At 68.4% G+C, this 26,536-nt stretch carries 24 protein-coding genes; 9 read left to right on the top strand and 15 right to left on the bottom strand.

Going from position 1 to position 26,536, the window contains the following annotated elements; translation table 11 throughout:
• Positions 1-116: 116 nt before the first annotated feature.
• Positions 117-1,034: an alpha/beta hydrolase family protein gene (locus ACZ5IQ_RS11420; protein WP_138248765.1), complete on the bottom strand. Its 918-nt coding sequence runs from the start codon at positions 1,032-1,034 to the stop codon at positions 117-119.
• A 133-nt stretch (positions 1,035-1,167) separates the two neighbouring features.
• Between ACZ5IQ_RS11420 and ACZ5IQ_RS11415 the strand changes: the two genes are divergently transcribed.
• Positions 1,168-2,019: a helix-turn-helix transcriptional regulator gene (locus ACZ5IQ_RS11415; protein ID WP_138248764.1), complete on the top strand. Its 852-nt coding sequence runs from the start codon at positions 1,168-1,170 to the stop codon at positions 2,017-2,019.
• On the opposite strand, the gene ACZ5IQ_RS11410 is transcribed toward ACZ5IQ_RS11415, so the two are convergent.
• Genes ACZ5IQ_RS11410 through serA form a run of 3 tightly spaced genes read right to left on the bottom strand, consistent with a single transcriptional unit; the run spans position 2,008 to position 5,187 of the window.
• The gene (locus ACZ5IQ_RS11410; RefSeq protein WP_464481282.1) at positions 2,008-2,580 is read right to left on the bottom strand and encodes a hypothetical protein; all 573 of its coding nucleotides are present in this window, start codon (positions 2,578-2,580) and stop codon (positions 2,008-2,010) included. The genes ACZ5IQ_RS11415 and ACZ5IQ_RS11410 overlap by 12 nt on opposite strands.
• Positions 2,581-2,593: 13 nt before the next feature.
• Positions 2,594-3,604, bottom strand: coding sequence for a 3-isopropylmalate dehydrogenase (locus ACZ5IQ_RS11405; RefSeq protein WP_138248762.1), 1,011 nt, complete (start codon positions 3,602-3,604; stop codon positions 2,594-2,596).
• Positions 3,601-5,187: a phosphoglycerate dehydrogenase gene (gene serA / locus ACZ5IQ_RS11400; RefSeq protein WP_212811946.1), complete on the bottom strand. Its 1,587-nt coding sequence runs from the start codon at positions 5,185-5,187 to the stop codon at positions 3,601-3,603. The genes ACZ5IQ_RS11405 and serA overlap by 4 nt, the downstream gene beginning before the upstream one ends.
• A gap of 76 nt (positions 5,188-5,263) precedes the next feature.
• Here serA and ACZ5IQ_RS11395 point away from each other — a divergent pair, with 76 nt between their 5' ends.
• The 3 genes from ACZ5IQ_RS11395 to ACZ5IQ_RS11385 all read left to right on the top strand — a co-directional run bounded on the left by ACZ5IQ_RS11395 (position 5,264) and on the right by ACZ5IQ_RS11385 (position 7,973).
• Entirely contained in the window at positions 5,264-6,694 is a 1,431-nt protein-coding gene (locus ACZ5IQ_RS11395; RefSeq protein ID WP_212811947.1) for a phytoene desaturase family protein, read from the top strand.
• Between the two features lie 14 nt (positions 6,695-6,708).
• On the top strand, positions 6,709-7,308 hold the full coding sequence (gene wrbA, locus ACZ5IQ_RS11390; RefSeq protein ID WP_464481281.1) for an NAD(P)H:quinone oxidoreductase: 600 nt from the start codon (positions 6,709-6,711) through the stop codon (positions 7,306-7,308).
• A 335-nt stretch (positions 7,309-7,643) separates the two neighbouring features.
• The gene (locus ACZ5IQ_RS11385; RefSeq protein WP_135356618.1) at positions 7,644-7,973 is read left to right on the top strand and encodes a hypothetical protein; all 330 of its coding nucleotides are present in this window, start codon (positions 7,644-7,646) and stop codon (positions 7,971-7,973) included.
• A 72-nt stretch (positions 7,974-8,045) separates the two neighbouring features.
• On the opposite strand, the gene ilvC is transcribed toward ACZ5IQ_RS11385, so the two are convergent.
• From ilvC to ACZ5IQ_RS11370, 3 genes are all read right to left on the bottom strand, one after another.
• Positions 8,046-9,047, bottom strand: a complete 1,002-nt coding sequence (ilvC, locus tag ACZ5IQ_RS11380) for a ketol-acid reductoisomerase (RefSeq protein WP_205848940.1) — start codon at positions 9,045-9,047, stop codon at positions 8,046-8,048.
• A gap of 70 nt (positions 9,048-9,117) precedes the next feature.
• Positions 9,118-9,624 carry an acetolactate synthase small subunit gene (ilvN, locus tag ACZ5IQ_RS11375; RefSeq protein ID WP_226521547.1) on the bottom strand — a complete coding sequence of 169 codons (507 nt, stop codon included), beginning with the start codon at positions 9,622-9,624 and terminating at the stop codon, positions 9,118-9,120.
• A 5-nt stretch (positions 9,625-9,629) separates the two neighbouring features.
• Positions 9,630-11,480, bottom strand: coding sequence for an acetolactate synthase large subunit (locus ACZ5IQ_RS11370; protein ID WP_464481280.1), 1,851 nt, complete (start codon positions 11,478-11,480; stop codon positions 9,630-9,632).
• Between the two features lie 259 nt (positions 11,481-11,739).
• Between ACZ5IQ_RS11370 and ACZ5IQ_RS11365 the strand changes: the two genes are divergently transcribed.
• On the top strand, positions 11,740-12,150 hold the full coding sequence (locus ACZ5IQ_RS11365; RefSeq protein ID WP_061001090.1) for a PH domain-containing protein: 411 nt from the start codon (positions 11,740-11,742) through the stop codon (positions 12,148-12,150).
• Between the two features lie 23 nt (positions 12,151-12,173).
• Here the strand turns inward: ACZ5IQ_RS11365 and ACZ5IQ_RS11360 are convergent, their stop codons facing one another.
• Positions 12,174-13,076: a DoxX family protein gene (locus ACZ5IQ_RS11360; protein WP_061001091.1), complete on the bottom strand. Its 903-nt coding sequence runs from the start codon at positions 13,074-13,076 to the stop codon at positions 12,174-12,176.
• A 139-nt stretch (positions 13,077-13,215) separates the two neighbouring features.
• Between ACZ5IQ_RS11360 and ACZ5IQ_RS11355 the strand changes: the two genes are divergently transcribed.
• Positions 13,216-14,391, top strand: coding sequence for a PQQ-dependent sugar dehydrogenase (locus tag ACZ5IQ_RS11355; protein ID WP_212811950.1), 1,176 nt, complete (start codon positions 13,216-13,218; stop codon positions 14,389-14,391).
• 26 nt (positions 14,392-14,417) lie between these two features.
• Positions 14,418-15,527 carry a hypothetical protein gene (locus tag ACZ5IQ_RS11350; protein ID WP_212811951.1) on the top strand — a complete coding sequence of 370 codons (1,110 nt, stop codon included), beginning with the start codon at positions 14,418-14,420 and terminating at the stop codon, positions 15,525-15,527.
• On the opposite strand, the gene gatB is transcribed toward ACZ5IQ_RS11350, so the two are convergent.
• A complete protein-coding gene (gene gatB / locus ACZ5IQ_RS11345) occupies positions 15,524-17,020 on the bottom strand; it encodes an Asp-tRNA(Asn)/Glu-tRNA(Gln) amidotransferase subunit GatB (protein WP_212811952.1) in 1,497 nt (498 codons plus the stop codon). The genes ACZ5IQ_RS11350 and gatB overlap by 4 nt on opposite strands.
• A 58-nt stretch (positions 17,021-17,078) precedes the next feature.
• On the opposite strand from gatB, the gene ACZ5IQ_RS11340 reads away from it, so the two are divergent.
• Complete coding sequence (locus ACZ5IQ_RS11340; protein ID WP_464481279.1) at positions 17,079-18,080, top strand: glycerophosphodiester phosphodiesterase family protein; 1,002 nt, start codon at positions 17,079-17,081, stop codon at positions 18,078-18,080.
• On the opposite strand, the gene ACZ5IQ_RS11335 is transcribed toward ACZ5IQ_RS11340, so the two are convergent.
• The 3 genes from ACZ5IQ_RS11335 to gatC are packed head-to-tail and all read right to left on the bottom strand — an operon-like array spanning position 18,077 to position 20,948.
• Positions 18,077-19,108, bottom strand: a complete 1,032-nt coding sequence (locus ACZ5IQ_RS11335) for an ATP-dependent 6-phosphofructokinase (RefSeq protein WP_029105781.1) — start codon at positions 19,106-19,108, stop codon at positions 18,077-18,079. The genes ACZ5IQ_RS11340 and ACZ5IQ_RS11335 overlap by 4 nt on opposite strands.
• Positions 19,109-19,167: 59 nt before the next feature.
• Complete coding sequence (gene gatA, locus ACZ5IQ_RS11330) at positions 19,168-20,652, bottom strand: Asp-tRNA(Asn)/Glu-tRNA(Gln) amidotransferase subunit GatA (protein ID WP_212811954.1); 1,485 nt, start codon at positions 20,650-20,652, stop codon at positions 19,168-19,170.
• Positions 20,649-20,948, bottom strand: a complete 300-nt coding sequence (gatC, locus tag ACZ5IQ_RS11325) for an Asp-tRNA(Asn)/Glu-tRNA(Gln) amidotransferase subunit GatC (RefSeq protein ID WP_212811955.1) — start codon at positions 20,946-20,948, stop codon at positions 20,649-20,651. Before gatC ends, gatA begins: the two co-directional genes overlap by 4 nt.
• Before the next feature lie 113 nt (positions 20,949-21,061).
• Between gatC and ACZ5IQ_RS11320 the strand changes: the two genes are divergently transcribed.
• Positions 21,062-21,727, top strand: a complete 666-nt coding sequence (locus ACZ5IQ_RS11320; protein ID WP_212811956.1) for an ACT domain-containing protein — start codon at positions 21,062-21,064, stop codon at positions 21,725-21,727.
• A 3-nt stretch (positions 21,728-21,730) separates the two neighbouring features.
• Here ACZ5IQ_RS11320 and ACZ5IQ_RS11315 read toward each other — a convergent pair whose 3' ends face one another.
• From ACZ5IQ_RS11315 to ACZ5IQ_RS11305, 3 genes are read right to left on the bottom strand one after another with little or no spacing between them, the layout of a single operon-like run.
• Positions 21,731-22,435, bottom strand: coding sequence for a hypothetical protein (locus ACZ5IQ_RS11315; RefSeq protein ID WP_212811957.1), 705 nt, complete (start codon positions 22,433-22,435; stop codon positions 21,731-21,733).
• Positions 22,436-22,452: 17 nt separating this feature from the next.
• Positions 22,453-24,510: an NAD-dependent DNA ligase LigA gene (gene ligA, locus ACZ5IQ_RS11310; protein WP_212811958.1), complete on the bottom strand. Its 2,058-nt coding sequence runs from the start codon at positions 24,508-24,510 to the stop codon at positions 22,453-22,455.
• A 28-nt stretch (positions 24,511-24,538) separates the two neighbouring features.
• Entirely contained in the window at positions 24,539-26,515 is a 1,977-nt protein-coding gene (locus ACZ5IQ_RS11305; protein WP_212811959.1) for an alkaline phosphatase family protein, read from the bottom strand.
• Between the last annotated feature and the right edge of the window lie 21 nt (positions 26,516-26,536).

Raw genomic sequence — 26,536 nt, 5'->3', positions numbered from 1 at the left:
ATATTCAGCCAACCATGTATCGACGAAAGACGCCAACGCGGGGTGCCCTTCCGGCACCCCGCCGGCCTGCAGTGCGTTGGGCCCCAACAGATCCCGTGGTGTCAGCAAAGATGACGTCAGGCGATGTACTTGTCGAACCAGTCGATGGCCACTTCCGGGTGGACACCGAGGTAGTTGTAGCCGTCGAATCGCCTGTTGGTTCCTTCAATCCAGTGCAGGCTCTTGTCGGCGACCGGAATCGCGTCGTAGATGTCCTGCACATCCTGCGGGCGCGTCATCGTGTCGTCGCGGACCTGGGCGACGAGCGTCGGCACGGTCACGGCCTTGACGTATTCGAGCGGTGACTGCTCGGCGATCCGGAATCCCGTTCGTTCGTGCACGGCCTGATCGAACTTCACGTAGCCGTCGGCCATCCCGACTGCCTTGACGAACTCCTCGACGATGTAGCGACCCGACACCGGTTGCAGCATCACCATGGCCTGGATTTCCGCGAACTCCTCGGGATGCTTCGACCAGGCCACCGCCGTCGAATCAGCGCCCAGGCACACCGAAAGCAGCACCTTCTTCATCGATTTCGTGTCCGGCCGAGCGCCGGCGTAGCGCAAGGAGCCGATGACATCGCGATATTCGGTCAGACCGATGCCCGCGATTCCGCCGTTGCCCTGGCCACTGCGGCCGTGATTACGGATGTCGTACGCGAGAACGTTGTAACCGGCGTCATGCAGCGCCTTGTACTCGGGCAGGAAATTCACCTCGAAGCCGCCGAGCCCGCCGAACTCCGGCAGGTGCCCGGGGTAGCCGTAGCGGTTTCCGGGGAGAAAGTGGTTATGGATGACGAGCCGGTCGGAGTCGGCCGGGATGAACCAGCCCTCCAGCGGGACGCCGTCCATCGACGGGAAGAACACGTCTTCGTAGTCGAGCCCGACCTCATCTGGGCTCCGTAGCACTGGCGCGCGCCGTCCGCCGGTGGTTCCGGTGGTCCACATTGCGACAAAGCCGTCGAACGCTTCCTGAGCTGCGGTGTCATCGGACATGTGCGGTTCCTTCCGTCGAGAGGTGGTGTCAGAAACGACGGTAGGCCGGGCGCGGTCCGGTCAGTCAGGGCCGAGTTGTCCGGGGTCCAGCAAACCCCCTCTCCCGGCTGCCGAGCCCACTACTGTCGAGAACGTGGACCAGCGCAAGGACATCCGGGAATTCCTCACGTCCCGGCGCGCCCGCATCACTCCCCAGCAGGCCGGCCTGCCCGACTACGGCGCCAAACGACGAGTCCCCGGCCTGCGCCGCGAAGAGGTCGCTCTGTTGGCCGGAGTCAGCGTGGACTACTACACCCGGCTCGAACGCGGCAATCTCACCGGCGTCTCCGACTCGGTACTCAACTCGGTGGCGACCGTCCTGCAACTCGACGAGACCGAGCGCGCGCACCTGTTCAACCTGATCAAAGTCAGCCAAGGGCCGCGGCGGACCCCGCGCAAGGCCGGCAGCAGGCTTCGGCCGAGTGTCCAACTGATCCTGGATGCGATGGTCGGAGTGCCGGCCTGGGTCAGCAATGACCGCCTCGACATCCTGGCCGCCAACGTCATCGCCGCGGAGTTGTACCGCGTCGCCATCGACGGACCCGGACAGGCCAACCTCGCCCGATTCGTGTTTTTGGACGGCCGCGCGCAGGAATTCTTCGTCGATTGGAATCAGCAGGCCGACAACGCCGTCGCGATTCTGCGCAGTGCCGCGGCCCGTGATCCGTACGACGACCGGCTGACCCAGCTCGTCGGCGAATTGAGCACGCGCAGTGACGAATTCCGGGTCCGCTGGGGCGCCCACATCATCCGCGCACACCAGTCGGGCCCGAAAGCGTTCAAGCACCCCGACGTCGGCCAGCTCGATCTGACCTTCGATGGGCTGGAACTTGCCGCCGATCCGGGTCTGACGCTCTATGTCATGACGGCGGAACCGAATTCAGCGACGGCGGAACGACTGAAGTTACTCGGCAGCCTGGCGGCAACGCGCCAGTCACACGGCTGACCGCCCAGGCCGCACCAACAGCGCGGCCACCAGGAAGCACAGTGCTCCGACGAACGTCCCGAAGTTGGCCATCCGCTCGTCGATCGTGACACCGGTCTTGCGGACGAACGCCGCCAGCGCCGAGACCTGGAACGCGACGCAGCCCATCATGTTGATCCACGATGCCTGCCAGGCAACGGATTTCGGCGACCACAGGCCGACCACCATGACGGCCAGCAGCCCACTGAGCAGGAAGGCCAGTGACCCGGCGGCGTCGGGCGCCCACACGTAGCGGCGCTCGGCGAGCACGGCGTGCGCCCACACCGCCGCGCCGGTGCTCACGTTGAACAACACCGTGCCCATGAATTGGATTGCCGCCGACCACCATTGGATCCCCGGCGGGGCCAGCACGTATTGCATCAGGGCGGCCGTGGTGAAGAACCACGACCCGATGAAGCACAGCACGTTCGCCGCTCCGGCCCCGGCCACCGAGGGAAACCCCGGCGCCGTGGCCAGCGCGAAGAACGTCGAGCCGATGGCGAAAAGCCAACACTGCCTGCTGAGGGTGGCAAGGCCGGTCATGCCGCTCACGGCACTACAGGAAGCTGCGAATCCGCTCGCCGGTCTCCGACGTCGACAGCTTGGCGTCGCCACGCGTCGAAAGGTGCTCGGCGACAGCCTTGTCCACGCGGGCCGCGGCGTCGGTCTCACCGAGGTGGGTCAGCAGCAGCGCCACACTCATGATGGCCGCGGTCGGGTCGGCGAGACCCTGACCCGCGATGTCGGGCGCGCTGCCGTGCACCGGCTCGAACATCGACGGGTTGGTGCCCGTCGCATCGATGTTGCCCGATGCCGCCAGGCCGATGCCGCCGGAGACGGCCGCGGCCAGGTCGGTGATGATGTCGCCGAACAGGTTGTCGGTGACGATCACGTCGAAGCGGCCCGGATCGGTGACCATGTGGATGGTCGCGGCATCGATGTGCTGGTAAGCGGTCTCGACGTCCGGGTACTCGGTGGCGACCTCGTCGACCGTGCGCTTCCACAGCGAGCCGGCGAACGCCAGCACGTTGTTCTTGTGCACCAGGGTCAGGTGCTTACGCCGCGTCCGGGCCTTCTCGAATGCGTAGCGGACGACCCGCTCCACACCGAAGCGCGTGTTGGTGGACACCTCGGTGGCCACCTCGTGCGGGGTGCCGACGCGGATGGCGCCACCGGTGCCGGTGTACGGACCCTCGGTGCCCTCGCGGACGACGACGAAATCGATGTCCGGGTTGCCGGCCAGCGGGCTGTCGACACCGGCGAACAGCCGCGACGGCCGCAGGTTCACGTGGTGATCCAGCGCGAACCGCATGGTCAGCAGCAGACCGCGCTCGAGCACGCCGCTGGGCACCGACGGATCGCCGATGGCGCCCAACAGGATCGCGTCGTGTGTCTTGAGCTCGTCGACCATGCCGTCGGGCAAGGTCTCGCCGGTCTCGTGGTAGCGCTTGGCGCCGACGTTGTACTCGGTGCGCTCGACGCCCGGCAGTACGACGTCGAGAACCTTCAGCGCCTCGCCGATGACCTCGGGGCCGATGCCGTCACCGGCAATGACGGCGAGCTTCACGACAAATCCACCAGTTCCAGCGTGGTCGCGCCGACGGCCTCGCCGATCGCGCCGAGCACGTCGGCCGGCACCTCGCGGTCCAGGCGCAGCATGATCGTCGCTCCCGAACCGTCGGCGTCCTGCGACAGCTGGGCCGCCAAGATGTTGACCTCAGCCGCACCGAGCAGGGTGCCGATCTTGCCCAGGGCGCCCGGCTGGTCGCCGTAGTTGAGGATCAGGTTGATGCCCTCGGCGCGCAGGTCCAGGTTGCGGCCGTTGATCTGGACGATCTTCTCGACCAGCTGCGGGCCGCTCAAGGTGCCCGACACGTTGACGACCGAGCCGTCGGCGGCCACGGCGCGCACGTCGACGACGCTGCGGTGGTTGGGGCTCTCGGTCTCGCTGGTGAGGACGGCCTCGACGCCACGCTCGGCGGCCAGCGCCGGCGCGTTGACGAACGTCACCTGGTCCTCGATGACGGCCGAGAACAGGCCGCGCATCGCCGAAAGCTTCAGAATCTCAACGTCTTCCGACGCCAGCTCGCCGAGCACCTCGACGTTCAGCGAGGCCGGGAGCGCCGGTGCCAGGGCACCGACCAGCAGGCCCAGCTTGCGCACCAGGTCGAGCCACGGCGCGACCTCTTCGCCGACGACACCGCCGCCGACGTTGACGGCGTCCGGCACGAACTCGCCGGCCAGCGCCAGCTTCACGCTCGCGGCGACGTCGGTGCCGGCGCGGTCCTGGGCCTCTTCGGTGGAGGCGCCGAGGTGCGGCGTCACGACGACCTGCGGCAGCTCGAACAGCGGGCTGTCGGTGCAGGGCTCGGTGGCGAACACGTCGAGGCCGGCGCCACGGACGTGGCCACTGGTGATCGCGTCGGCCAGGGCCTGCTCGTCGATCAGGCCACCGCGGGCGGCGTTGACGATGATGACGCCCGGCTTGGTCTTGGCCAGCGCTTCCTTGTTGATCAGGCCGGCGGTTTCCTTGGTCTTGGGCAGGTGCACCGAGATGAAATCAGCGCGGCCCAAAAGCTCATCGAGGCTCAGCAGCTCGATACCGAGCTGGGCGGCACGGGCCTGCGAGACATAGGGGTCGTAGGCGACGATGTGCGCGCCGAACGCGGCGAGGCGCTGCGCGACGAGCTGGCCGATGCGGCCCATGCCCACGACGCCGACGGTCTTGCCGAAGATCTCGGTGCCCGAGAACTTGGAGCGCTTCCAGGTGTGCTCGCGCAGGGTGGCGTCGGCGGCCGGAATCTGGCGGGCCGTCGAGAGCAGCAGCGCCAGGGCGTGCTCGGCGGCGCTGTGGATGTTCGAGGTCGGGGCGTTGACGACCAGCACGCCACGCGCGGTGGCGGCGTCGACGTCCACGTTGTCCAGGCCGACGCCGGCGCGGGCGACGATCTTGAGCTTGGGTGCCGCGGCCAGCACCTCGGCGTCCACCGTGGTGGCCGAGCGCACCAGCAGGGCGTCGGCTTCCGGCACGGCGGCCAGCAGCTTTTCGCGGTCGGGTCCGTCGACCCAACGGACCTCTACCTGGTCGCCGAGGGCGGCGACGGTCGATTCGGCGAGTTTGTCAGCGATGAGTACGACAGGAAGGCTCACGCGCACAGACTAGTGGTCCAGGTTGCGCGCATTCCAATCGCGGTTACCTTGACTTCCCGCTCCCTAGGATCAAGTGGTGGACGTCACCGTCGTCGGTAGTGGACCGAATGGCCTGGCCGCGGCCGTCATCTGCGCGCGAGCCGGGCTGTCGGTCCGGGTCATCGAAGGTCAGCCGACTCCCGGCGGCGGCGCCCGCAGCGCCCCGGACCCCGAGTATCCAGGCGTTTTGCACGACGTCTGCTCGGCGGTGCATCCCCTGGGCGTGGCATCGCCGTTCTTCGCGGAGTTCGACCTCGCGGCCCGCGGGGTACAGATGGTGACGCCGGAGATCTCGTACGCCAATCCCCTGCCTTCCGGCGGAGCCGCCATCGCTTACCACTCGCTGGACCGCACGTGCGCGGAGCTCGAACACGGCTCGTCGTGGCGCCGGCTGCTGGGCCCGCTGGTCGAGCACGTCGACGGCGTCCTCGGGTTCTTCCTCGGCGACAAGCGGTCGCTGCCGCCGGACCTGCCCAGCACCGTGCGTGCCGGACTGCGTGTGCTGGCCCAGGGCAGTCCCGCGTGGCACCTGCTGCGCGGGGACGACGCCCAGGCGCTCTTCACCGGCGTCGGCACCCACGCCATCCACCCCATGCCGTCGCCCGTCAACAGTGGAGCGGGCATCATGCTCAGCACCGTCGCGCACACGGCGGGCTGGCCTGTGCCCGTCGGCGGCACCCAGACGATCACCGATGCGCTCATCGCCGATCTGCGCGCGCACGGCGGCGAGCTCGTCACCGGCTCCCCCGTGACGAGCCCGCCCGGCGGCGTGGTCATCTATGACACCTCGCCGACCGCACTGCTCGACATCTACGGACCGGCGGTTCCCAGCCGCTACGCAAAAGCGTTGCGCCGCTACAAGTTCGGTCCCGGCGTGTGCAAGATCGACTTCGTGCTGTCCGGTGAAATCCCCTGGCGTGACCCGCGAATGGCGTCGTCCCCCACCGTCCATCTCGGGGGCACCCGGGCCCAGATGGCGCACGCCGAACGCGAGATCTGGCAGGGCCGCCACGCCGAGCACCCCATGACGCTGGCCGCGCTGCCGCACCTCGCCGATCCGTCGCGCATCGACGCACAGGGCCGCCGGCCCCTGTGGACCTACTGCCATGTGCCCGCCGGCTCGACCGTCGACCAGACCGAGACCGTGATCGCGTTGTTCGAGGACGCCGCACCGGGATTCCGCGATCTGGTGCTGGCGGCCCGCGCGGTACCGGCGGCCGAGATGTCGCAGCACAACGCGAATTACGTCGGCGGCGACATCATCGTCGGCGGCGCCACGCTCAAGGCCGCGATGATCGGGCCGACGCTGCGGGCCAACCCGTGGACCACGCCAATCCCCAAGGCATACCTCTGCTCGTCGGCCACCCCGCCGGGCACCGGCGTGCACGGGATGGCCGGCCTGTACGCCGCGCGCACCGTACTGCGTCGTGAATTCGGGGTGAAGACGCTGCCGTCGCTCGCGCCATAGTGTTGGCTTGGCGCATGGCCAAGCTTTCTGTGATCTTCTACTCCGCGACCGGGCACGGCACGTCCATGGCGCAGCGCATCGCGAGCACCGCCGAATCGCTGGGGGCCGAGGTGCGGCTGCGGCCCGTCGCCGAGACCGCCACTCCCGAGTCCTTCGCGCACAACCCGGCCTGGACCGCGAATTACGAAGCGACCAAAGACCTTCCGGCCGCCACGGGCGACGACATCGTCTGGGCCGACGCGGTGATCTTCGGCTCGCCGACCCGCTTCGGCTCGGTCGCGTCGCAGCTGCGGGGGTTCCTCGATTCCCTCGGCGGCCTGTGGTCGAAGGGCGTACTGGCGGACAAGGTGTACGCCGGTTACACCTCCACCAACACCGCACACGGCGGCCAGGAGACGACGCTGCTGTCGCTCTACATCACGCTGATGCACTGGGGCGGCATCATCGTGCCGCCCGGCTACACCGACCCACTCAAGTTCGCCGACGGCAACCCCTACGGCGTGAGCCTGCTGGCCAATCACGACAACATCCGCCAGTTCGACGACAACACCTACGCGGCGCTGGACCACCTGGCGCGGCGGGTCGTCACGGTCGCGGACCGGTTGGGCGGGTAGTTCGTCGCTCGCCGCCCGCGCCCGGCGTGTCGCGTGCTGTGATGATCAGTGCGCACCGTCAGGGCGGTCCGCTTTCATTCCGCGCTGAGGGCGACAAATGTCGAGAGGACGCCGCCGTGGCCGCAGAGTCGATCGCGGTGACTGGTTGACCCTGCGGCTGTGGCTGGAACGTTCGAGTGGCCAATGCCGCTGGCGCAGAGTCAATGCACGCGTTGGTGATTCTGCGGTCAGGGCGCGGTGATCCACTCGGAACACGCGTCATCTACCAGCAACGACAGCTTCGGCAACCAAAATTGGCGTCGGAACACCCCGCCGGCCCGGCTTAGCGTGATGAGGTGACATTCGTAGGAACCGCCCGTCTGGTGGGCGCGGTACCCAATGACCGGTGGTTCGCCGTCGGCGATCTGGAGCTCTACCAGATGCGCCCGCCGTTGTGCGGGTATCACGTGATCGCCGCCGAGCGGAGCATGTGGGCCATGCGCGCGCAGGCCATCTACCCCGATGGCCGCATCGAACCGCCCGAACCCGACGATCCCGTGTCCACCGACTTCTACGGCGTGGCGGGCGAGGGCCTCGACATCGACCGGTCCGTGAAGCTGCCCGGCAGTGCCGACGGCCGCAACGTCGCCCGCGCCCTGGCCGGCATCGGGTACACCCTCTACTGAAAAGCCGAAAGGCCAGTCACCGCACGCTTTTTCGTGAATCGCGTGCGACAACTGGCCTGTCGGCGGTTGAAACTAGGCGGTCTCGGTGATCGGCCGGTCGACCCAGCTCATCAGGTCGCGCAGCTTCTTGCCGGTGACCTCGATCGGGTGCTCGGCGTTGGCCTTGCGCAGGCCCTCGAGCTCCTTGTTGCCGCCCTCGACGTTGGCGACGAGGCGCTTGACGAAGGTGCCGTCCTGGATGTCCTTCAGGATGGCGCGCATGCGCTCCTTGGTGTCGGCGTCGATGACGCGCGGGCCCGACAGGTAGCCACCGAACTCAGCGGTGTCGGACACCGAGTAGTTCATGCGGGCGATGCCACCCTCGTACATCAGGTCGACGATGAGCTTGAGCTCGTGCAGCACCTCGAAGTAGGCCATCTCCGGGGCGTAACCGGCCTCGACCATGACCTCGAAACCGGCCTTGACCAGTTCCTCGGTGCCACCACAGAGGACGGCCTGCTCACCGAAGAGGTCGGTCTCGGTCTCTTCCTTGAAGTCGGTCTTGATGACGCCGGCGCGGGTGCCACCGATGCCCTTGGCGTAGGACAGCGCCAGCGCCTGGCCCTCACCCTTGGGGTCCTGGTGCACGGCGATCAGCGCGGGCACGCCCTTGCCGTCGACGAACTGACGACGCACGAGGTGGCCGGGGCCCTTCGGGGCGACCATGCCGATGGTGACGTTGGCCGGGGGCTTGATCAGGCCGAAGTGGATGTTGAGGCCGTGGCCGAAGAACAGCGCGTTGCCGTCTTCCAGGTTCGGCTCGATGTCGTTGGTGAAGATCTCGGCCTGCGCGGTGTCGGGCGCCAGCAGCATGATGACGTCGGCCCACTTGGCGACCTCGGCCGGGGTGTCGACCTCGAGGCCCTGCTCGGTGACCTTCTCGCGGGACTTCGAGCCCTCCTTCAGGCCGACCTTGACCTGCACACCCGAGTCGCGCAGCGAAAGCGAATGCGCGTGTCCCTGGCTGCCGTAGCCGATGACGCCGACCTTGCGCCCCTGGATGATCGACAGGTCCGCGTCGTCGTCATAGAACATCTCAACTGCCACTTGCTTTTCCTTACCCTTGTTTCTGTTGTTCGAAGTTTTAGTTCGGGGTCCAGCTCGGTTACTTGGCCGCGCCGATGCCGCGCGGGCCGCGCGCCAGCGAGACCACACCGGACTGCACCAGCTCGCGAATACCATACGGCTCCAGCACTCGCAGCAATGCGTCGAGCTTCTCCTGGGTGCCGGTGGCCTCCACGGTCAGCGATTCGGTCGACACGTCGACGACCTTGGCGCGGAACAGGTTGACGGCCTCGATCACCTGGCCACGGGTGGTGGCGTCGGCCCGCACCTTGATCAGCGCCAGCTCGCGGGAGACGGAGTTGTCCGGCTCCTGCTCGACGATCTTGATGACGTTGATCAGCTTGTTGAGCTGCTTGGTGATCTGCTCCAGCGGCAGCTGCTCTTCGACCGAGACGACGATGGTCATCCGGGACATGTTCTTCTGCTCGGTGGCGCCGACCGCGAGCGACTGGATGTTGAAGCCACGCCGCGAGAACAGTGCCGCCACGCGGGCGAGCACACCGGGGGTGTCCTCGACGAGAACCGAGAGTGTGTGAGTAGTCGCCATGTCCCTTACACCTGATCCTCGTTGTCGAACAGCGGACGGATATCCCGCGCCGCCATGATCTCGTCATTGCTGGTGCCGGCGGCGACCATCGGCCACACCTGCGCGTCGGCGCCGACGATGAAGTCGATGACGACGGGGCGGTCGTTGATCTCGCGGGCCTGCCGGATGACGTCCTCGACGTCCTCGGCGCGCTCGCAGCGCAGACCGACGCAACCCAGCGCCTCGGCCAGCATCACGAAGTCCGGGATGCGGTGCGAGTGCGTCGACAGGTTGGTGTTGGAGTAGCGCTCGTCGTAGAACAGCGTCTGCCACTGCCGCACCATGCCCAGGTTGCCGTTGTTGATCAGCGCAACCTTGATCGGCGCCCCTTCGAGGGCGCAGGTGGCCAGCTCCTGGTTGGTCATCTGGAAGCAGCCGTCGCCGTCGATGGCCCACACCTCGGCCTCCGGGCGGGCGAACTTGGCACCCATCGCGGCCGGGATGGAGAAGCCCATGGTGCCGAGACCGCCGGAGTTCAGCCAGGTCTTCGGGTTCTCGTACTTGATGAACTGCGCGGCCCACATCTGGTGCTGACCGACGCCCGCGACGTACAGCGCGTCCGGCCCGGCGATCTGGCCCAGCTTCTCGATGACGTACTCCGGCGAGAGGCTGCCGTCGCTCTGCGGGCCGTAGCTCAACGGGTACGTGTCCTTGACGCCGCCGAGGTAGGTCCACCAGTCGGCCAGGTCCAGCGTGTCGGCGGCAACACCGTCCCGGCGCAGCGCCGCGAGCAGGTCGACGATGACGTTCTTGATGTCACCGACGATCGGCACGTCGGCGTGCCGGTTCTTACCGATCTCGGCGGGATCGATGTCCGCGTGGATCACCTTGGCGTCGGGCGCGAACGACGACAGCTGGCCGGTGACGCGGTCGTCGAAGCGGGTGCCGAGGGCGATCAGCAGGTCGCTCTTCTGCAGCGCCGCCACGGCCGAGACCGTGCCGTGCATGCCGGGCATGCCCATGTGCTGCGGGTGGCTGTCGGGGAACGCGCCGCGCGCCATCAGGGTGGTGACGACGGGGATGCCGGTCAGTTCGGCGAGCTCCAGCAGCTCGGCGGACGCCTCACCGCGGATGACGCCGCCGCCGACGTACAGCACGGGCTTGTGCGACGCGGCGATCAGCTTGGCGGCCTCACGGATCTGGCGGCTGTGCGGCTTGGTGTTCGGCTTGTAGCCGGGCAGGTCGATGACCGGCGGCCAGCTGAAGGTGCACTGCCCCTGCAGCACGTCCTTCGGGATGTCGACGAGGACGGCGCCGGGCCGGCCGGAGGCGGCGATGTGGAACGCCTCGGCGATCACCTTGGCGATGTCGTCACCGTTGCGGACCAGGAAGTTGTGCTTCGTGATCGGCATGGTGATGCCGGAGATGTCGGCTTCCTGGAAGGCGTCGGTGCCGATCAGCCCACGGCCGACCTGGCCGGTGATCGCGACGACCGGGATCGAATCCATCTGCGCGTCGGCCAGCGGCGTGACCAGGTTGGTGGCGCCGGGACCCGAGGTGGCCATCATCACGCCGACCTTGCCGGTGGCGTGCGCGTAGCCCGACGCGGCGTGGCCGGCGCCCTGCTCATGCCGCACCAGCACGTGGCGCACCTTCTTCGAGTCGAACAGCGGGTCGTAGACCGGCAGCACGGCACCACCGGGGATGCCGAAGATCGTGTCGACGTCGAGTTCCTCGAGCGACCGGACGACGGCCTGGGCACCGGTCATCTGTTGCAGTGCAACGGCTTTGGAAGAACCATTGGCCGTGCCGCCGAGGCCGCCGGCTCCGTTGGGCTGCGGCGTCGACTCTGGCGGTCGCGTGGTGGGTGCGCTCACTCTTGTCCTCTTGATCGTGTTGCGGTTTTGGCGTTCCCGGGCAAACAAAAAACCCCCGTCAGCGTCTGCTGCTGTACGAGGGTTGCGCGTCGATGCTTGTAGTCGGCTTAGTCAGCCTGGTCACGCACCAACGCGCCCAGTTACTACAAGCAATGCCGAGGTCTGCATAACGGTGACGGTAGTCCTCGCGGCGCACGCAGGTCAAATCAGTTCTGTTGCCGGACACACCCGGCAACCGTCCGACCCGCCGCCTGGGAAGATGAATGGCGTGAGCCGCCGAACCGCTTCGACCGCACCCCAACCCGTCGTGATCAAGATCCCGGGGGTCGCCCATCTGGCGGTGGGGTTCTTCGCCATCGGTCTGCTGGCTCTGGTGTTCGCCGGCCCGGCCTGGTGCGCGGTGCTGCTCGTCATCCCGATCGTGTTGTCGGCGATGGTGATTCGCTACCGCACTGTCGCCGACAAGAAGGGCGTCACGGCGCGGTCGCTGCTCGGCAGCCGGACGGTGACGTGGCAGGACATCAAGGGACTGCGGTTCGACCGCTCCAAGTGGGCCAAGGCCGAATTGACCGACGGCACCGACCTGCGCCTGCCCGGTGTGACGTTCGCGTCACTGCCGGTGCTGACCGCCGCCAGCGGCGGCGTCGTGCCCAATCCGTACAACGAGTGAGCCGGCGCCGCGCCCGAGCAGGCTCAGTGCAGCGGGTTTGATCCGTTCAGCAGCAGCCACGCGCCGACGCCCGCGCCGATGCCGAGCAACAGGCACAGGATCGACCCGATGAAGGGCCGGCGGGCCCAGCCGCGTCCGGCGTCGAAGCCGTAGAGACCCGGCCCCGTCAGGGTCAGCGCCGCGGCGAGCACGATCATGGTCACCAGGTACTCATGGCCCTCGGGCAGGAAATACGGGAAGTAGCCGTGCACGGGTTGTGCGGCCACCTCCACGGCGAGCGCGTTGAGCAGGTAGCCCACCGCGACCGCGGCGGCGACCGGGGTGAACAACCCCAGCACCAGCAGGACACCGGCGCCGATCTGCGCCCCGGTGGCGAGATAGGTCAGTATCCCCGCGTGCTGGAAGCCGGCGGCGGCCAGCGCGTGCTCGTACCCGTTCAGGCCCTGGCCGCCCCACCAGCCGAATGCCTTCTGCAGTCCGTGGACCACCAGCCAGGCGCCGAGGCCGACACGCAGCACCATGAGTCCCAGGTCCTGGGTGCCGCGGCGCTTGGCGACGCGTACCCGGGCGTCGGTCTCGGGGTCGGGCTCGATCTCGGCGGGCCCCAACGCATCGGAGGTCTGCTCCGCACGCCGCTCCCGGGGTTGCACGTACGGCAGCGGCTCGGGTTCGTGCATGAGATCGAATGCCATCGAGGACGGCGTCGACGACGCGGGCGTCACCTCGGTCGCCTCGTCGGACGACTCGTTGTCGAACCGCGGGATGGCAGTGGTCGCGGCGGTCTCACCGCCCTCTGCGCCGCCACTGCCGCGGTAGGTCGTGATGGGCAGGTCGTCTTCTGGATCGACCAGGCGTGCCGACGCGGGCCTGGCGGCCGACTCGTCGGGCCGTCGCCATGCGCGCGAGTCATGGGAAGTACTGGTCATAGTTGCCAGGGTAAGTGCAACTGCACTGCTGACCGTGGATTTAAGCGGTGGTTTGACCGGCTTGTTCACGGGATTTGCCCGGCCCGGCGCGCGGCCCCGACGTGGCGAGCATCCTCGAACAGTCCGTAACCTGGCGGGCATGACATTGCGGCGGTCGACGCAGACTGCGCTGACGAGGCCTCGACACCGGCCTGAGCGTTCCGGCTCTGCACCCGCTCGACGGGTCCTGGCGTTGTGCGCCATCGCTTTGCTGGCGCTGCCCAGCTGCGCCCGTTTCGATTCGGCGGCGTCCGAGCCGTTCACCATCGAGCCCGACCTCGGCGGGGCCCCCAGCTCGCCGCCACCGCCCCCGCCGCCGCTGCCGCCGAACCCGTTCCCCAAGGCGTGCCCGGCGCCGGCCGTGCTGCAGGGCTGCCTGGAGAGCACCAGCGGCCTGATCATGGGCGGCGACAGCAAGTCGGCGATCGTCGCCGAACGCGTCACCGGCGCCGTCAAGAACATCTCGACGACGGCGGAACCCAAGGTCAAGACCGTGATCCCGGTCGACGCCTCCGGTGACGGCGGGCTCATGGACATCGTGCTGTCGCCGAGTTACCAACAGGACCGGCTGATGTACGCGTACATCACCACGCCGACCGACAACCGGGTGGTCCGCATCGCCGACGGCGACGTGCCGAAGCCGATCCTGACCGGGATTCCCAAGGGCCCCACAGGCAACACCGGAGCGCTGATCTTCACCAGCCCGACGACCCTCGTGGTGCTCACCGGGGACGCCGGAAACCCCGCTGCCGCAGCCGATCCGGCTTCGCTGGCGGGCAAGCTGCTGCGCATCGAGCAGCCGACGACGGTGGGCCAGGCGCCGCCGACCACCGCACTGTCCGGCATGGGCTCCGGCGGCGGGCTGTGCATCGACGGTGCCAGCGGCTCGTTGTACGTCACCGACAGAACCCCGACCGGGGACCGGCTGCAGCGGATCACCAAGGACTCCAAGGTGTCGACGGTGTGGAACTGGCCCGACCGTCCCGGCGTCGCGGGCTGCGTCGCGACCGACGACACCGTCATGGTCAATCTGGTCAACACCAAGAAGACGGTGGCCGTGCGGCTGTCGAAGGAGACCGGCGCCGTCACGGGCGACCCCGAGGCGCTCCGCACCGACACCCACGGCCATGTCTTCGCGCTGAAGCTCTCCCCCGACGGCAATGTCTGGGGCGCCACGGTGAACAAGACGGCCGGCGACGTGGAGAAGTTCGACGACGTCGTGTTCCCGCTGTTCCCGCAGGGCGGATTCCCGCGTAGCACGGACGACAAGACGTAATTGGCGCCCGACATGAGGGTCGCTCGATGATGCGCGCCTGCCCGGCCGACTTCGCTCGGCTGGCCGGCTACCTGGGCTTTTCCTGCGACGACGATTCCTGGGTCAAGGTGCGCAACCCCCTGACCCTTGCCCACTGGACCATGCCGGTCGTCGAGCTGCTGATGCTGGTCGGCGCCGCACTGGCCCTGGCCTACGCGCTGCGGCGCGTCCGGCGGGACCCGACCGGCATCGCCATCTGGCTGGCGTCGGTGGTCTATGCGCTGGTGACCGAACTCCCCCGGCATCCACCGGACATCTTCGCCGGCACCCGCCTCGGGGTCATGTTGGTGCACAACGTGTTCAGCGTCGATTTCGTCGACGGGCGGCTACCGCTGTACATCGTGGCGCTGTACCCGGCGACCATCACGCTCGCCTATGACATCGTCCGCGCCACCGGGGTTTTCGAACGGCGCGGCGCGGTCATCGGCGCCATCTGTGTCGGCTTCGTGCACGGCTGCGTCTACGGCGTGTTCGACCACCTCGGCCCGCAGCTGCGCTGGTGGGTGTGGAACACCGCGAATCCCCTGAATCACCCGACGCTCGGCTGCGTGCCGGTCAGCAGCTGGGTCAGCCTCGCGGTGGTCGGGCCCGCGGCGGTCGCGTTCCTGGTGCATGTGCTGGTCGGGCGCCAAGTGGCCGCGGGTACACCACCGGGTGCGGTGTCGATGGCCTGGCGCATCCCGGTCATCAGCGTGCTGGCACCGGTGATCATGGGACTCCTCAGCCTGCCGACGTTGCTCTCCGCCCAGCACAGCGCGACGCAGTACGCGGTCCTCGGTGTCGAGGTGGCGGTGTTCTTCTTCGTGACGGTGCCGGTCCTGATTCAGGACTGGCGGATCACGCGCCGCGTCGGCACGCAGCACCCGAGTCCGTACGTGCGGGTGTTCGGGGTGCTGTACTTGCTCACGTTCACGGTGCTCTGGCTGGCAGCGCTGCCCGACTTCGCCGGCGCCATCGACGGCGTCACCGGTGCGGGCACGCCGACCGGCAATCTGCCCTGCGCCGCGGTGTGTTTCGTGATCGCGGGCTACTGCGTCGCGGGCGTCTCGTCACTGCGTCCGCAGGCCACGCCCGCGCCGCAGCCGGCGCTGCGCTAGCTGCAGGCCGCGATCACGAGTTCGCGCACGCGCGCGGCGTCGGCCTGTCCCTTGGTGGCCTTCATCACCGCGCCGACGATCGCACCCGCGGCCTGGACCTTGCCGCCGCGAATCTTGTCGGCGATGTCGGGCTGGGCCGCCAGCGCCTCGTCGATCGCGGCCTGGATGAGCGAATCGTCGCGCACCACAACGAGACCGCGGTCGTTCATGACCTGCTCGGGCTCACCCTCGCCGGCCAGCACGCCCTCGACGACCTGGCGGGCCAGCTTGTTGGACAGCTTGCCGTCGTCGACCAGCTTGACCACCGCGGCGACCTGGGCCGGGGTGATGGCCAGCGCGTCCAGTTCGATGCCGGATTCATTGGCCTTCTGCACCAGGAAGTTGCCCCACCACGCGCGGGCCGCCTCGCTGGATGCGCCGTGCTCGACGGTCGCGGCCACCAGCTCGACCGCGCCGGCGTTGACGAGGTCACGCATGACCTCGTCCGAGATGCCCCAGTCTTCCTGAATCCGCTTGCGCACCAACCACGGAAGCTCGGGGATGGTGCCGCGCAGCCGCTCCACCAGCTCGTCGGACGGCGCGATGGGCTCCAGGTCCGGCTCCGGGAAGTAGCGGTAGTCCTCGGCGGTTTCCTTGCTGCGGCCGGCCGTGGTGTGCCCGTCCTCGTGGAAGTGCCGGGTCTCCTGCGTGATGGTGCCGCCGGACTGCAGCACGGCGGCCTGCCGGCGCATCTCGTAGCGGACCGCCACCTCGACGCTCTTGAGCGAGTTGACGTTCTTGGTCTCGGTACGGGTGCCGAACTCCGCGGCGCCCTTGAGCTTGAGCGAGACGTTGGAGTCGCAGCGCATCGAGCCCTGGTCCATACGGACGTCGGAAACGTCCAAGCCGCGCAACAGGTCCCGCAGCGCGGTGACGTAGGCGCGGGCGATCTCCGGGGCGCGCTCGCCGGCGCCCTCGATGGGCTTGGTGACGATCTCGACCAGCGGCACCCCGGCCCGGTTGAAGTCGGCCAGCGACGTCGTGGCCCCGGAGATGCGGCCGGTGTCGCTGCCCAGGTGGGTCAGCTTGCCGGTGTCCTCCTCCATGTGGGCGCGCTCGATCTCGACGCGCCAGGTGCTGCCGTCCTCCAGCGGGACATCGAGGTAGCCGTTGACGGCGATGGGCTCGTCGTACTGGCTGATCTGGTAGTTCTTCGGCTGATCCGGGTAGAAGTAGTTCTTCCGGGCGAACCGGCCCCACGGCGCGATATCGCAGTTCAGCGCGAGCCCGATCCTGATCGCGGACTCCACGGCCGCCTCGTTGACGACCGGCAGCGCACCGGGCAGACCGAGGCACACCGGGCACACCAGCGTGTTCGGCTCGGCGCCGAACCGGTTCGCACAACCACAGAACATCTTGGTCTCGGTGGACAGCTCGACGTGGACTTCCATGCCCATGACGGGCTCGTACGTCGCGAGGACGTCGTCGTAGTCGAGAAGGTCTGCGTCAGCCATGCGCCTGATCCTAGTTGTCGTTCACCGGCCATTTCCCGGGGCCGGTTACCCTCCGCGGATGCTCGCACGCATCGGCGCCCTGCTGACCACCTTCGCGCTGACGGCCATGCCCGTCGCATCGGCCGATTCCGGCGACTTCGACCTGCAAGCGCACCGCGGCGGGCGCGGCGAGACCACCGAGGAATCGCTGCGCGCGTTCACCAAGGCCATCGAGCTGGGTGTCACGACGCTGGAACTCGACATCGTCCTCGCCAAGGACGGTGCGCCGATGGTGTGGCACGACCCGGCCATCCAGCCCGAGAAGTGCACCGACACCGGCCCAGCCTTCCCCGGCGACCCGCAATACCCGTACGTCGGCAAGCTCGTCCACGACCTCACGCGGGCCCAGCTGCACACGCTGAACTGCGGCAAGCTGCTCGACGGATTCCCGGACGCCGAAGTGGTGACCGGCAACAAGATCGCCACCCTGGATCAGGTTTTCGCGCTCGCGGACGCGCACCACGCGGGCGTCCGGTACAACATCGAAACCAAGATCGAAGCCGACAAGCCCGAAACCTCCGCCACGCCACAGCAATTCGTCGACGTCATCCTCGCCACGGTGCGGGCTGCCGGCAAGGTCGACAAGGTGGAGATCCAGAGTTTCGACTGGCGCACACTGCCGCTCGTCCGCCAGCAGGAACCCGGTATCCCCTTGGTGGCGCTGTGGGACGAGACGACCTGGGTGCCGAACTCGGCGTGGACGGCAGACGTGAACCCGGCCGTCGTCACCGATCCGATCGCCGGGGCGGCGTCGGTCGGCGCGAACACCCTGTCGCCCGGCTACTCGGTGCCCTACGGCCTGACGCCGAAGGATCCGGATTTCGCTCTCGTCGCCGACAGCGCATTCATCGATCGCGCACATGCGCGCGGGCTCAAGGTGATTCCGTGGACGATCAACGACGCCGACACCATGAAGGCACAGATCGCGGCCGGCGCCGACGGCATCATCACCGACTATCCGAGCCGGCTGCGCGCGGTGGAATCCGAATTCGGCATGCCACTACCGAAGGCCTACCGCTAGCCGAAGAACTCGGCCGCGTCGTCGTAACGGCTCTGCGGCACGAGCTTGAGTTGCCGGACCGCGTCGGCCAACGGCACCCGGCCGATCTCCTGGCCCTGCAACGACACCATCATCCCGTACTCCCCCGCGTGCGCGGCGTCGGCGGCGTTGATCCCGAACCGGGTCGCCAGCACCCGGTCATGGGGCGTCGGCGTGCCGCCGCGCTGCACGTGACCGAGCACCGTGGTGCGGACTTCCTTGCGGATCCGCTTCTCGATCTCGATGGCCAACTGCTGGGCGACCCCGGTGAATCGCACATGCCCGAATTCGTCAATTCCGCCGTCGCGCAACTGCATTGACCCCTCGGCCGGCCGCGCGCCTTCGGCGACGACGCAGATGAAATGCGAATCTCCGCGTACGAAGCGCTGTTTCACCAGTCGGCACACCTCTTCGACGTCGAACGGCTGCTCCGGGATCAGGGTCATGTGCGCGCCGGCGGCCATGCCGGCGCCGAGCGCGATCCAGCCGGCATGGCGCCCCATCACCTCGACGAGCATCACCCGCTGATGTGACTCGGCCGTGCTGTGCAGCCGGTCGATGGCCTCGGTGGCGATCATGAGCGCGGTGTCGTGGCCGAAAGTGACGTCGGTGCAATCGATGTCGTTGTCGATGGTCTTGGGCACACCCACGACGGGGACGTTCTCTTCGGCCAGCCAGTGCGCCGCCGTCAGCGTGCCTTCGCCGCCGATCGGGATCAGCACGTCGATGCCGTTGTCCTCGAGCGTCTGCTTGATCTGGTCCAGCCCGGCCCGCAGCTTGTCGGGGTTGACGCGCGCCGTGCCCAGCATGGTGCCGCCCTTGGCCAGCAGCCGGTCGTTGCGGTCGTCGTTCTTGAGCTGCTCGCGGCGGTTCTCGAGCAGCCCACGCCAGCCGTCCCGGAACCCGACGACCGTCGAGCCGTACCGGGCATCGCAGGTGCGAACCACCGCCCGGATCACCGCATTCAGGCCAGGACAGTCACCACCACCGGTCAGCACACCTATCCGCATGACCCCATACTGCCCGCTCGCGGGTTCTCGTTCTCGTCGAATGTGCGGCGGGGTCGCCTCTAGAGCGCGGTGGGCAGGGCGCCGCGGGCGGCTTCGTAGGCCGCGCCGACGCGGTACAGCCGGTCGTCGGCCAGGGCCGGTGCCATGATCTGCAGCCCGACCGGCAGGTTGTCGTCCGGCGACAGGCCCGACGGCACCGACATGCCGCAGTGGCCGGCCAGGTTCAGCGGCAGCGTGCACAGGTCGAACAGGTACATCGCCAGCGGGTCGTCGACCTTCTCGCCCAGCCCGAACGCGGTGGTCGGGGTGGTCGGGGTGACCAGCACGTCGACCTTCTCGTAGGCGCGATCGAGGTCGCGCGCGATCAGGGTGCGCACCTTCTGAGCCTGGTTGTAGTAGGCGTCGTAGTACCCCGACGACAGCGCGTAGGTGCCGATCATGATGCGGCGCTTGACTTCTGGCCCGAATCCGGCGGCACGCGTCAGCGCCATGACCTCTTCGGCGCTGTGGGTGCCGTCGTCGCCGACCCGCAGGCCGTAGCGCATCGCGTCGAAGCGCGCGAGGTTCGACGACACCTCGGACGGCAGGATCAGGTAGTAGGCCGCCAGCGAGTAGTCGAAGTTCGGGCAGTCGACCTCGGTGATCTCGGCGCCGAGCTCGGTCAGCTGGTCCACCGCGGTGTTGAACGACGACAGCACGCCGGGCTGGTAACCCTCGCCGGTGTGCAGCTGCTTCACGACACCGATCCGGACGCCCTTGAGGTCGCCCGCGGCGCCGGCCCGGGCCGCCGCGACCACATCGGGCACGGGCGCGTCGACCGAGGTGGAGTCGCGCGGGTCGTGGCCGGCGATCACCTGGTGCAGCAGCGCGGTGTCGAGCACCGTGCGGGCGCACGGGCCGCCCTGATCCAGCGACGACGCGCAGGCAATCAAGCCGTACCGCGAGACGGTGCCGTAGGTGGGCTTGACGCCGACGGTCGCGGTCAGCGCGGCGGGCTGACGGATCGAGCCACCGGTGTCGGTGCCGATCGCCAGCGGCGCCTGGAACGCGGCGAGCGCCGCGGCGCTACCGCCACCGGAACCACCCGGCACGCGGTTGACGTCCCACGGGTTGCGGGTCGGGCCGTAGGCCGAGTTCTCGGTGGACGACCCCATGGCGAACTCGTCCATGTTGGTCTTGCCGAGGATCGGGATGCCGGCCGCGCGCAGCTTCGCGGTCACGGTCGCGTCGTACGGCGACCGCCAGCCCTCGAGAATCTTCGAGCCGGCCGTGGTCGGCGCGTCGGTGGTGGTGAAAACGTCCTTGAGCGCCAACGGAACACCGGCGAGCGGCGACGCCAGCGGCTCGCCGGCGGCCACCTGCTTGTCGACCGCGGCGGCGGCGGCGAGTGCCTCCTGGGCACCCACATGCAGGAACGCGTGGTAGGTCTCGTCGGTGGCGGCGATCTGGTCCAGGTGCGCCTGCGTGACCTCGGTGGCCGACACGTCGCCCGCGGCGATCTTCTCGCCGAGCGTGGCGGCGTCGAAACGGATCAGGTCGCTCACTCTGCTTCTCCCAAGATGCGGGGCACGGCGAACCGGCCGTCCTCGGCCCGCGGGGCCTGCGCCAGCGCCTGGTCCTGCGTCAGGCTGGCCACCTCGGCGTCGGGCCGGGTGATGTTGACCTCTTTGAGCGGATTGCCGGTCGCCTCGATACCGGTGACGTCGACGGCCTGAATCTTGCCGACGTGCGCCAGGATGGCATCGAGCTGGCCTGCGAAACTGTCCAGCTCACCATCGGTCAGGGCGAGCCGGGCCAGATTCGCCAGATGGGCGACATCGTCCCGGGAAATCTTCGACACGTCGAAACAGCCTAGTGGGGAGCCCGATGGGCGCCGCGACGGGGAACGTATCCGTGACACGCGCCGCACCGGCACGTCCTGCCATCGCCACGACGCTGTGCAACAGTTGTCGCGTGTCCTCCTATCTGCTGCGGGTGCAGCTCGAAGACCGCCCCGGTAGCCTCGGCTCGCTGGCGGTGGCTCTCGGGTCGGTGGGCGCCGACATCCTGTCGCTCGACGTCGTCGAGCGCGGTCCGGGCTACGCGATCGACGATCTGGTGGTCGAACTGCCGCTCGGGTCCATGCCCGACGCCCTGATCACCGCCGCGGAGGCCCTCAAGGGCGTGTACGTGGACAGCATTCGGCCCCACACCGGGTTGCTCGAGGCCCATCGCGAGCTGGAACTCATCGACCATGTGGCGGCCGCCAAGGGCAAGGCCGCGCGCCTCCAGACGCTGGCCGACGAGGCACCGCGCGTGTTGCGGGTCGGGTGGTGTGTCGTGGTGGCCGGCGGCAAGGACGGCGTGGCGCCCCATCGCATCACCGGCAGTCCGGGCGCGCCCGAGACGCTCGCCAGCTCAGCGCCGTGGCTGCCGCTCGAGCATGCCGCCGCACTGGACGCCACCGGCGACTGGGTGCCGCAGTTCTGGCGGGACATCGACACCACCCTGGCCGCCGCGCCGTTGGGTGACCCCCACACGGCGATCATGCTGGGCCGCCCGGGTGGGCCGGCCTTCCGTCCGTCCGAGGTCGCGCGGCTCGGGTATCTCGCCGGCATCGTCGCGACCATCGTGCGGTAGCGGTCAGCGGTAGCGCACCGAGCCGATGAGCACCGCGGTCAGCGCCGCGCTGACCGCGGGCCGAGCCAGGCCGAGCCCACCGGCCTGACTTGCGTTGGTCAGCAGGAAGGCGACCGCCGCGCCCAACGGACGAGTCAGGACAAAACAACCCCAGAAGCCCGCCGTCGACATGCCACCGGACAAGCGGCACGCCATCGCCACACCGGCGATCAGCGCAGCCCACAGCACGAGCTGCAACACTGGGTGCGGCAAGATGGGAGCCGGCGTCATGTGGGTCAGCGCAGTCCCGATTCCGAACGCCACCAAAGCGGTTGCCCAGAACCAGCATTCGGCTCGCCGGGTGCGGACGGCGATCAACTCCGTCATTCCGACGTGCGCATGCCCGAGCGCCAGCAGTCCCACGACGCCGGCGAGACAAACGACAGCGATCGCCGGGTACCGCAGACCGAACGCGACGTGCAACCCGTTCGCGATCTCCGTGCCCACCGCACTGGTCGCCAGCATCGCGAGCCAGAATGCCCACGGCCGCAAGCGGTCTGCGCGCAGTTGAACCAACAGCGCCACGGCGCATGCCGCCACCAGCAACGTTGTCGCGATCCAGCGGCCCAGGTGGTCGTACAGGTAATCCGGCCAGAACACCGATGCGGCGGTGATCAACGTCTTGCTCACCCAGAATCGCGTGGTGATTGCCGGGATTCTGCGGGACATCGGCGCCGCCATCGAGCTCAGAGCGCGTCCGGCCCCTCTTCCAACAACCGCCGGAAGCCGTCTTCGTCGAGAATCGGCACGCCGAGTTCGACGGCCTTGTCGTACTTGGATCCCGGCGCGTCGCCGGCCACCACGTAGGCGGTCTTCTTCGACACCGAACCGGCCGCCTTGCCGCCGCGCACCAGGATCGCCTCTTTGGCCTCGTCCCGCGAGAAGCCGGTCAGCGAGCCGGTCACCACGATCGACAGGCCTTCCAGCGTGCGCTCGATGCTCGCGTCGCGTTCGTCGGCCATGCGCACGCCCGCGGCGCGCCACTTGTCGACGATGGCACGGTGCCAGTCGACGGTGAACCAGTCGATCACGGCGGCGGCGATGGTCGGACCGACGCCCTCGACAGCGGCCAGCCGCTCCTCGGAGGCTTCGGTGATCGCTTGCAGGTCACCGAATTCCGCGGCCAGCGCCCGAGCGGCCGTCGGACCGACGTGCCGGATGGACAGCGCCACCAGCACCCGCCACAACGGCTGCTGCTTGGCCTTGCCGAGGTTGGCCAGCAGCCTGGCTCCGTTGGCCGAGAGCTCGCCCTTCTGGGTCTTGAACAGGCTGGTGCGCAGCAGGTCGTCTTGGGTGAGGTTGAAGACGTCGCCCTCATCGGTGATGACGCCGGCGGCCAGCAGTGCGGTGGCCGCCTCGTAGCCGAGGCCCTCGATGTCGAAGGCGCCGCGGCCCGCGACATGGAAAACCCGCTCGCGCAGCTGCGCGGGGCAGGACCGGGTGTTGGGGCAGCGGATGTCGGCGTCGCCCTCCTTCGACGGCGCCAGCGTGCTACCGCATTCGGGACACGTTGCGGGCATGACGAATTCACGTTCAGTACCGTCACGCAGATCGACGACCGGGCCGAGCACCTCGGGGATGACGTCGCCGGCCTTGCGGATCACCACGGTGTCGCCGATCAGCACGCCCTTGCGCTTCACCTCGGTGGCGTTGTGCAACGTCGCGAGCCCGACGGTCGATCCCGCCACGGTGACGGGCTCCATGTACGCGAACGGCGTGACGCGGCCGGTACGGCCCACACTCACCCGGATGTCGAGCAGCTTGGTGGTGACCTCCTCGGGCGGGTACTTGTACGCGATGGCCCACCGCGGCGCCCGGCTGGTGGCGCCGAGGCGGCGCTGCAGCGTGCGGTCATCCAATTTGACCACCAGACCGTCGATTTCGTGATCGACGTCGTGACGGTGCTCGCCCCAGTACGCGACGCGTTCGGCCACCGCCGCGATGCCGATGACGCGGGTCGTGTGGTCCGACACCGGCAGGCCCCACGCCTGCAGCGCACGGTACGCGTCGTGCAGCGATGCCGGCTCGAAGCCTTCGGTGTAGCCCAGACCGTGGCAGATCATGTGCAGCCGACGCCGCGCGGTGACGGCCGGGTTCTTCTGCCGCAGCGACCCGGCGGCGCTGTTGCGCGGATTGGCGAACGGCGCCTTGCCCTCCTCGACAAGGCTGGCGTTGAGCGCGGCGAAATCCTCGACGCGGAAGTACACCTCGCCACGGACTTCCAGCACCGCCGGCACCGGGAATTCGTCGGTGCCGGTCAGCTGCTCGGGGACGTCGGTGATGGTGCGGGCATTGAGCGTGACATCTTCGCCCGTGCGGCCGTCCCCGCGGGTGGCGCCACGCACCAGCTTGCCGTCGCGGTAGACCAGCGCCAGCGCGACGCCGTCGACCTTGAGCTCGCAGAGGTACTCGAGTTCGCGGCCCAGCTCGTTGGTGAGCCGCGCGGCCCACGCCGTCAGCTCATCGGTGTTGAAGGCATTGTCGAGCGACAGCATCCGCTCCAGGTGCTGTGCCTCGCCGAACTCGGTCGCGAACCCGGCGCCGCCGACCAGCTGCGTCGGCGAATCCGGCGTCCGCAGCTCGGGGTACCGCTCTTCGATCTCCTGCAATTCACCGAGCAGCTTGTCGAACTCACCGTCGGAGATGATCGGTGCATCTTTGACGTAGTAGCGGAACTGGTGACCGCGGACTTCTTCGGCCAGTTCCTGCCATTGCCGGCGCACGTCGGGATCGGGTGAGCTCACCCGGTAAGGCTAGCGAAGGGCTGTGACATCAAGCCGCGATGATCCCCGCCGACGTGCCGCATGCCACGAGGACCGTGCAAGCAGCTGCCGGGGCCGGGTCCTCGGTACCGACCAGCGGCGGCAGCGGCGGGATGAAGATCGGCACGAGGCTGGCCCCGGTGACTCCGGTCAGCCTGGCGACGACCTGCGCGACGACGTTCGTCGCGGCGTACGTCAGGCTGCCGACCAGCTGCACGGGCACGGTCATCGCCTGTGCCAGCGGGCTGATGACGAAGATGTTCTTCTCGGCGATCGACCGCAACTGCGCCGTCACCTGCTGGAACGCCTGGTTGAGGAAGTAGGGCACGGACGCGGCGACGGTGCGCACGCCGAGCGTCAGGTCGGTGCCGATGTTGGGGTACCCGTACTTGCCGATGACGTCCAGTACCGCAGCCCGCAGTGCCGCGTCGTCGTCGATCGGCGTGACGGTGCTGCCGCCGAGGCCCGTGATCGAGACGCCGTCGGACTTGGGCGCCGGTGTGCCGCCGAACAACGTCACGACCGTCGGCGTGACGTCGACGATCTGGTATTTCAGGTTGACGCCACCGGCGGTGAACAGATCGGGGTTGTTGGCGATGACGAAAGTCGATGTCTCATTGGGTGATTGGAACCCATGGCCGAAGCCCTTGCTGTCCTGGTGACCGTGGTCGGTGACCACGATGACGGTCCACTGCTCGCCGGTCGCCGCTTCCCAGTCGTTGACCGACTGCATGATCTCGCCGATGTTGCGGTCGACGTTCCGCACCGCCTCGGCGTATGCCGTGGACGCGCCGCCGTAGTTGTGCCCGTTCTCGTCGACGCCGACGAAGTAGCTGAACACGAAGTTCGGCTTGTTCGGGTCGGCGGCGGCGATCGCGGCCTCGGTCGCGTCGCCGACTGCATCGTCGGTGAGCGACCAGTTGGAGTCACCCGCGATGTGCGAGATGTTGACGACGTGGTCGGCGCCGACCGAACCCGACACGGCGATGGCCGAGATGACGTCCCAGTTCGCGATCGCCGTGGTCTGGATGCCGGGATTGAACGTCTCCAGTTGGTTGAACACCGTCGGAAACCGGTTGTAGACCGCTGGATTGAAGATGTTGTTGATGACGCCGGTCCTCTCACCCCAGACGCCGGTGAGGATGGCGGTCCATGACGGATTGCTGATCGTGGTGTGCCCGACGATGCTCGCAGGCGCCGTGGTGCCGCCCTGCATGAGCTGGAAGAAGTTGGCGTTGGCCGGGTCGGCCAGCACCCGGCTCAGATTGGTGCCATCGACGCCGATCACCAGCACATTGGGCGTGGTGTCAGCGAGCGTCGAAACCGACTGCGGCGCAACGGCGCTGGTTGGCTTGAGGGTCTTGCGTTCCAGTTCGTCGCGCACGGCAGCGAGGGCCACCAGCACCGATGTCGAGCTGAGCGGAGACACCGGCGCCTGCAGCGACCGCAGGGCCCTGGTGAGTTTGGCGATGGGATCTGTCGATACCGCGGCCACCTTGACCGTGGGCTGCGCGGAGCTCGCTTGCGTCGAGATCGCGGCGGTGACTGTCGGCGTGCCGGCAGTCTTGGCCGCGGCCGTCGGGTGCTCTTCGCGGTTGAGGCCGGCGACGCGCGGCGGGGCTGTCCACGGCGCGAGCTTGGTGCGCTCGGCGGCCTTCGTCTGGTCGGCGGCGGGCAGGTCAGCGGCGGGCTTGTCGGCGGTGGGCTTGTCGCGCTTCTTGTCCGGCTTTCCGGCCTGTTCCTCGTTGGCGGGCTTCGACTTCGACTTGGCGGGCTTGCGCTGCTTTTTCGGCTTCTTGGCGGGAGCGGCTGCCGCCTGGGATGCCTGCGAGGTCGAGGAGGTCTGGGATGTCGATCCCGACCCTGCAGCTCCCGCCCCTGTGGTGTCAGCCCAGGCCGGGCAGTCGCTCCACCCCGCGAGCGCGGTTCCGATCCCCAGGGCGACCGCCAGTCCCCCGACCCGGCCAATGCATCTTCCCGCTGTCATCCGGAATGTATAACGCGCGAC

It is taken from the genome of Mycobacterium toneyamaense, from assembly GCF_055384815.1.
The sequence above is the reverse complement of the archived record's forward strand: the minus strand, read 5'-3'. Positions and strand labels throughout refer to the sequence as shown.

Coding starts and splice junctions, on each gene's coding strand:
- ACZ5IQ_RS11340 (WP_464481279.1), top strand. CDS start 17,079: ATGCTCGCACGCATCGGCGCCCTGCTGACCACCTTCGCGCTGACGGCC.
- ACZ5IQ_RS11350 (WP_212811951.1), top strand. CDS start 14,418: ATGATGCGCGCCTGCCCGGCCGACTTCGCTCGGCTGGCCGGCTACCTG.
- ACZ5IQ_RS11335 (WP_029105781.1), bottom strand. CDS start 19,108: ATGCGGATAGGTGTGCTGACCGGTGGTGGTGACTGTCCTGGCCTGAAT.
- ACZ5IQ_RS11315 (WP_212811957.1), bottom strand. CDS start 22,435: ATGTCCCGCAGAATCCCGGCAATCACCACGCGATTCTGGGTGAGCAAG.
- ilvC (WP_205848940.1), bottom strand. CDS start 9,047: ATGTTCTATGACGACGACGCGGACCTGTCGATCATCCAGGGGCGCAAG.
- ACZ5IQ_RS11355 (WP_212811950.1), top strand. CDS start 13,216: ATGACATTGCGGCGGTCGACGCAGACTGCGCTGACGAGGCCTCGACAC.
- ACZ5IQ_RS11305 (WP_212811959.1), bottom strand. CDS start 26,515: ATGACAGCGGGAAGATGCATTGGCCGGGTCGGGGGACTGGCGGTCGCC.
- ACZ5IQ_RS11420 (WP_138248765.1), bottom strand. CDS start 1,034: ATGTCCGATGACACCGCAGCTCAGGAAGCGTTCGACGGCTTTGTCGCA.
- wrbA (WP_464481281.1), top strand. CDS start 6,709: ATGGCCAAGCTTTCTGTGATCTTCTACTCCGCGACCGGGCACGGCACG.
- ACZ5IQ_RS11410 (WP_464481282.1), bottom strand. CDS start 2,580: ATGACCGGCCTTGCCACCCTCAGCAGGCAGTGTTGGCTTTTCGCCATC.
- ACZ5IQ_RS11360 (WP_061001091.1), bottom strand. CDS start 13,076: ATGACCAGTACTTCCCATGACTCGCGCGCATGGCGACGGCCCGACGAG.
- gatB (WP_212811952.1), bottom strand. CDS start 17,020: ATGGCTGACGCAGACCTTCTCGACTACGACGACGTCCTCGCGACGTAC.
- ilvN (WP_226521547.1), bottom strand. CDS start 9,624: ATGGCGACTACTCACACACTCTCGGTTCTCGTCGAGGACACCCCCGGT.
- ACZ5IQ_RS11365 (WP_061001090.1), top strand. CDS start 11,740: ATGAATGGCGTGAGCCGCCGAACCGCTTCGACCGCACCCCAACCCGTC.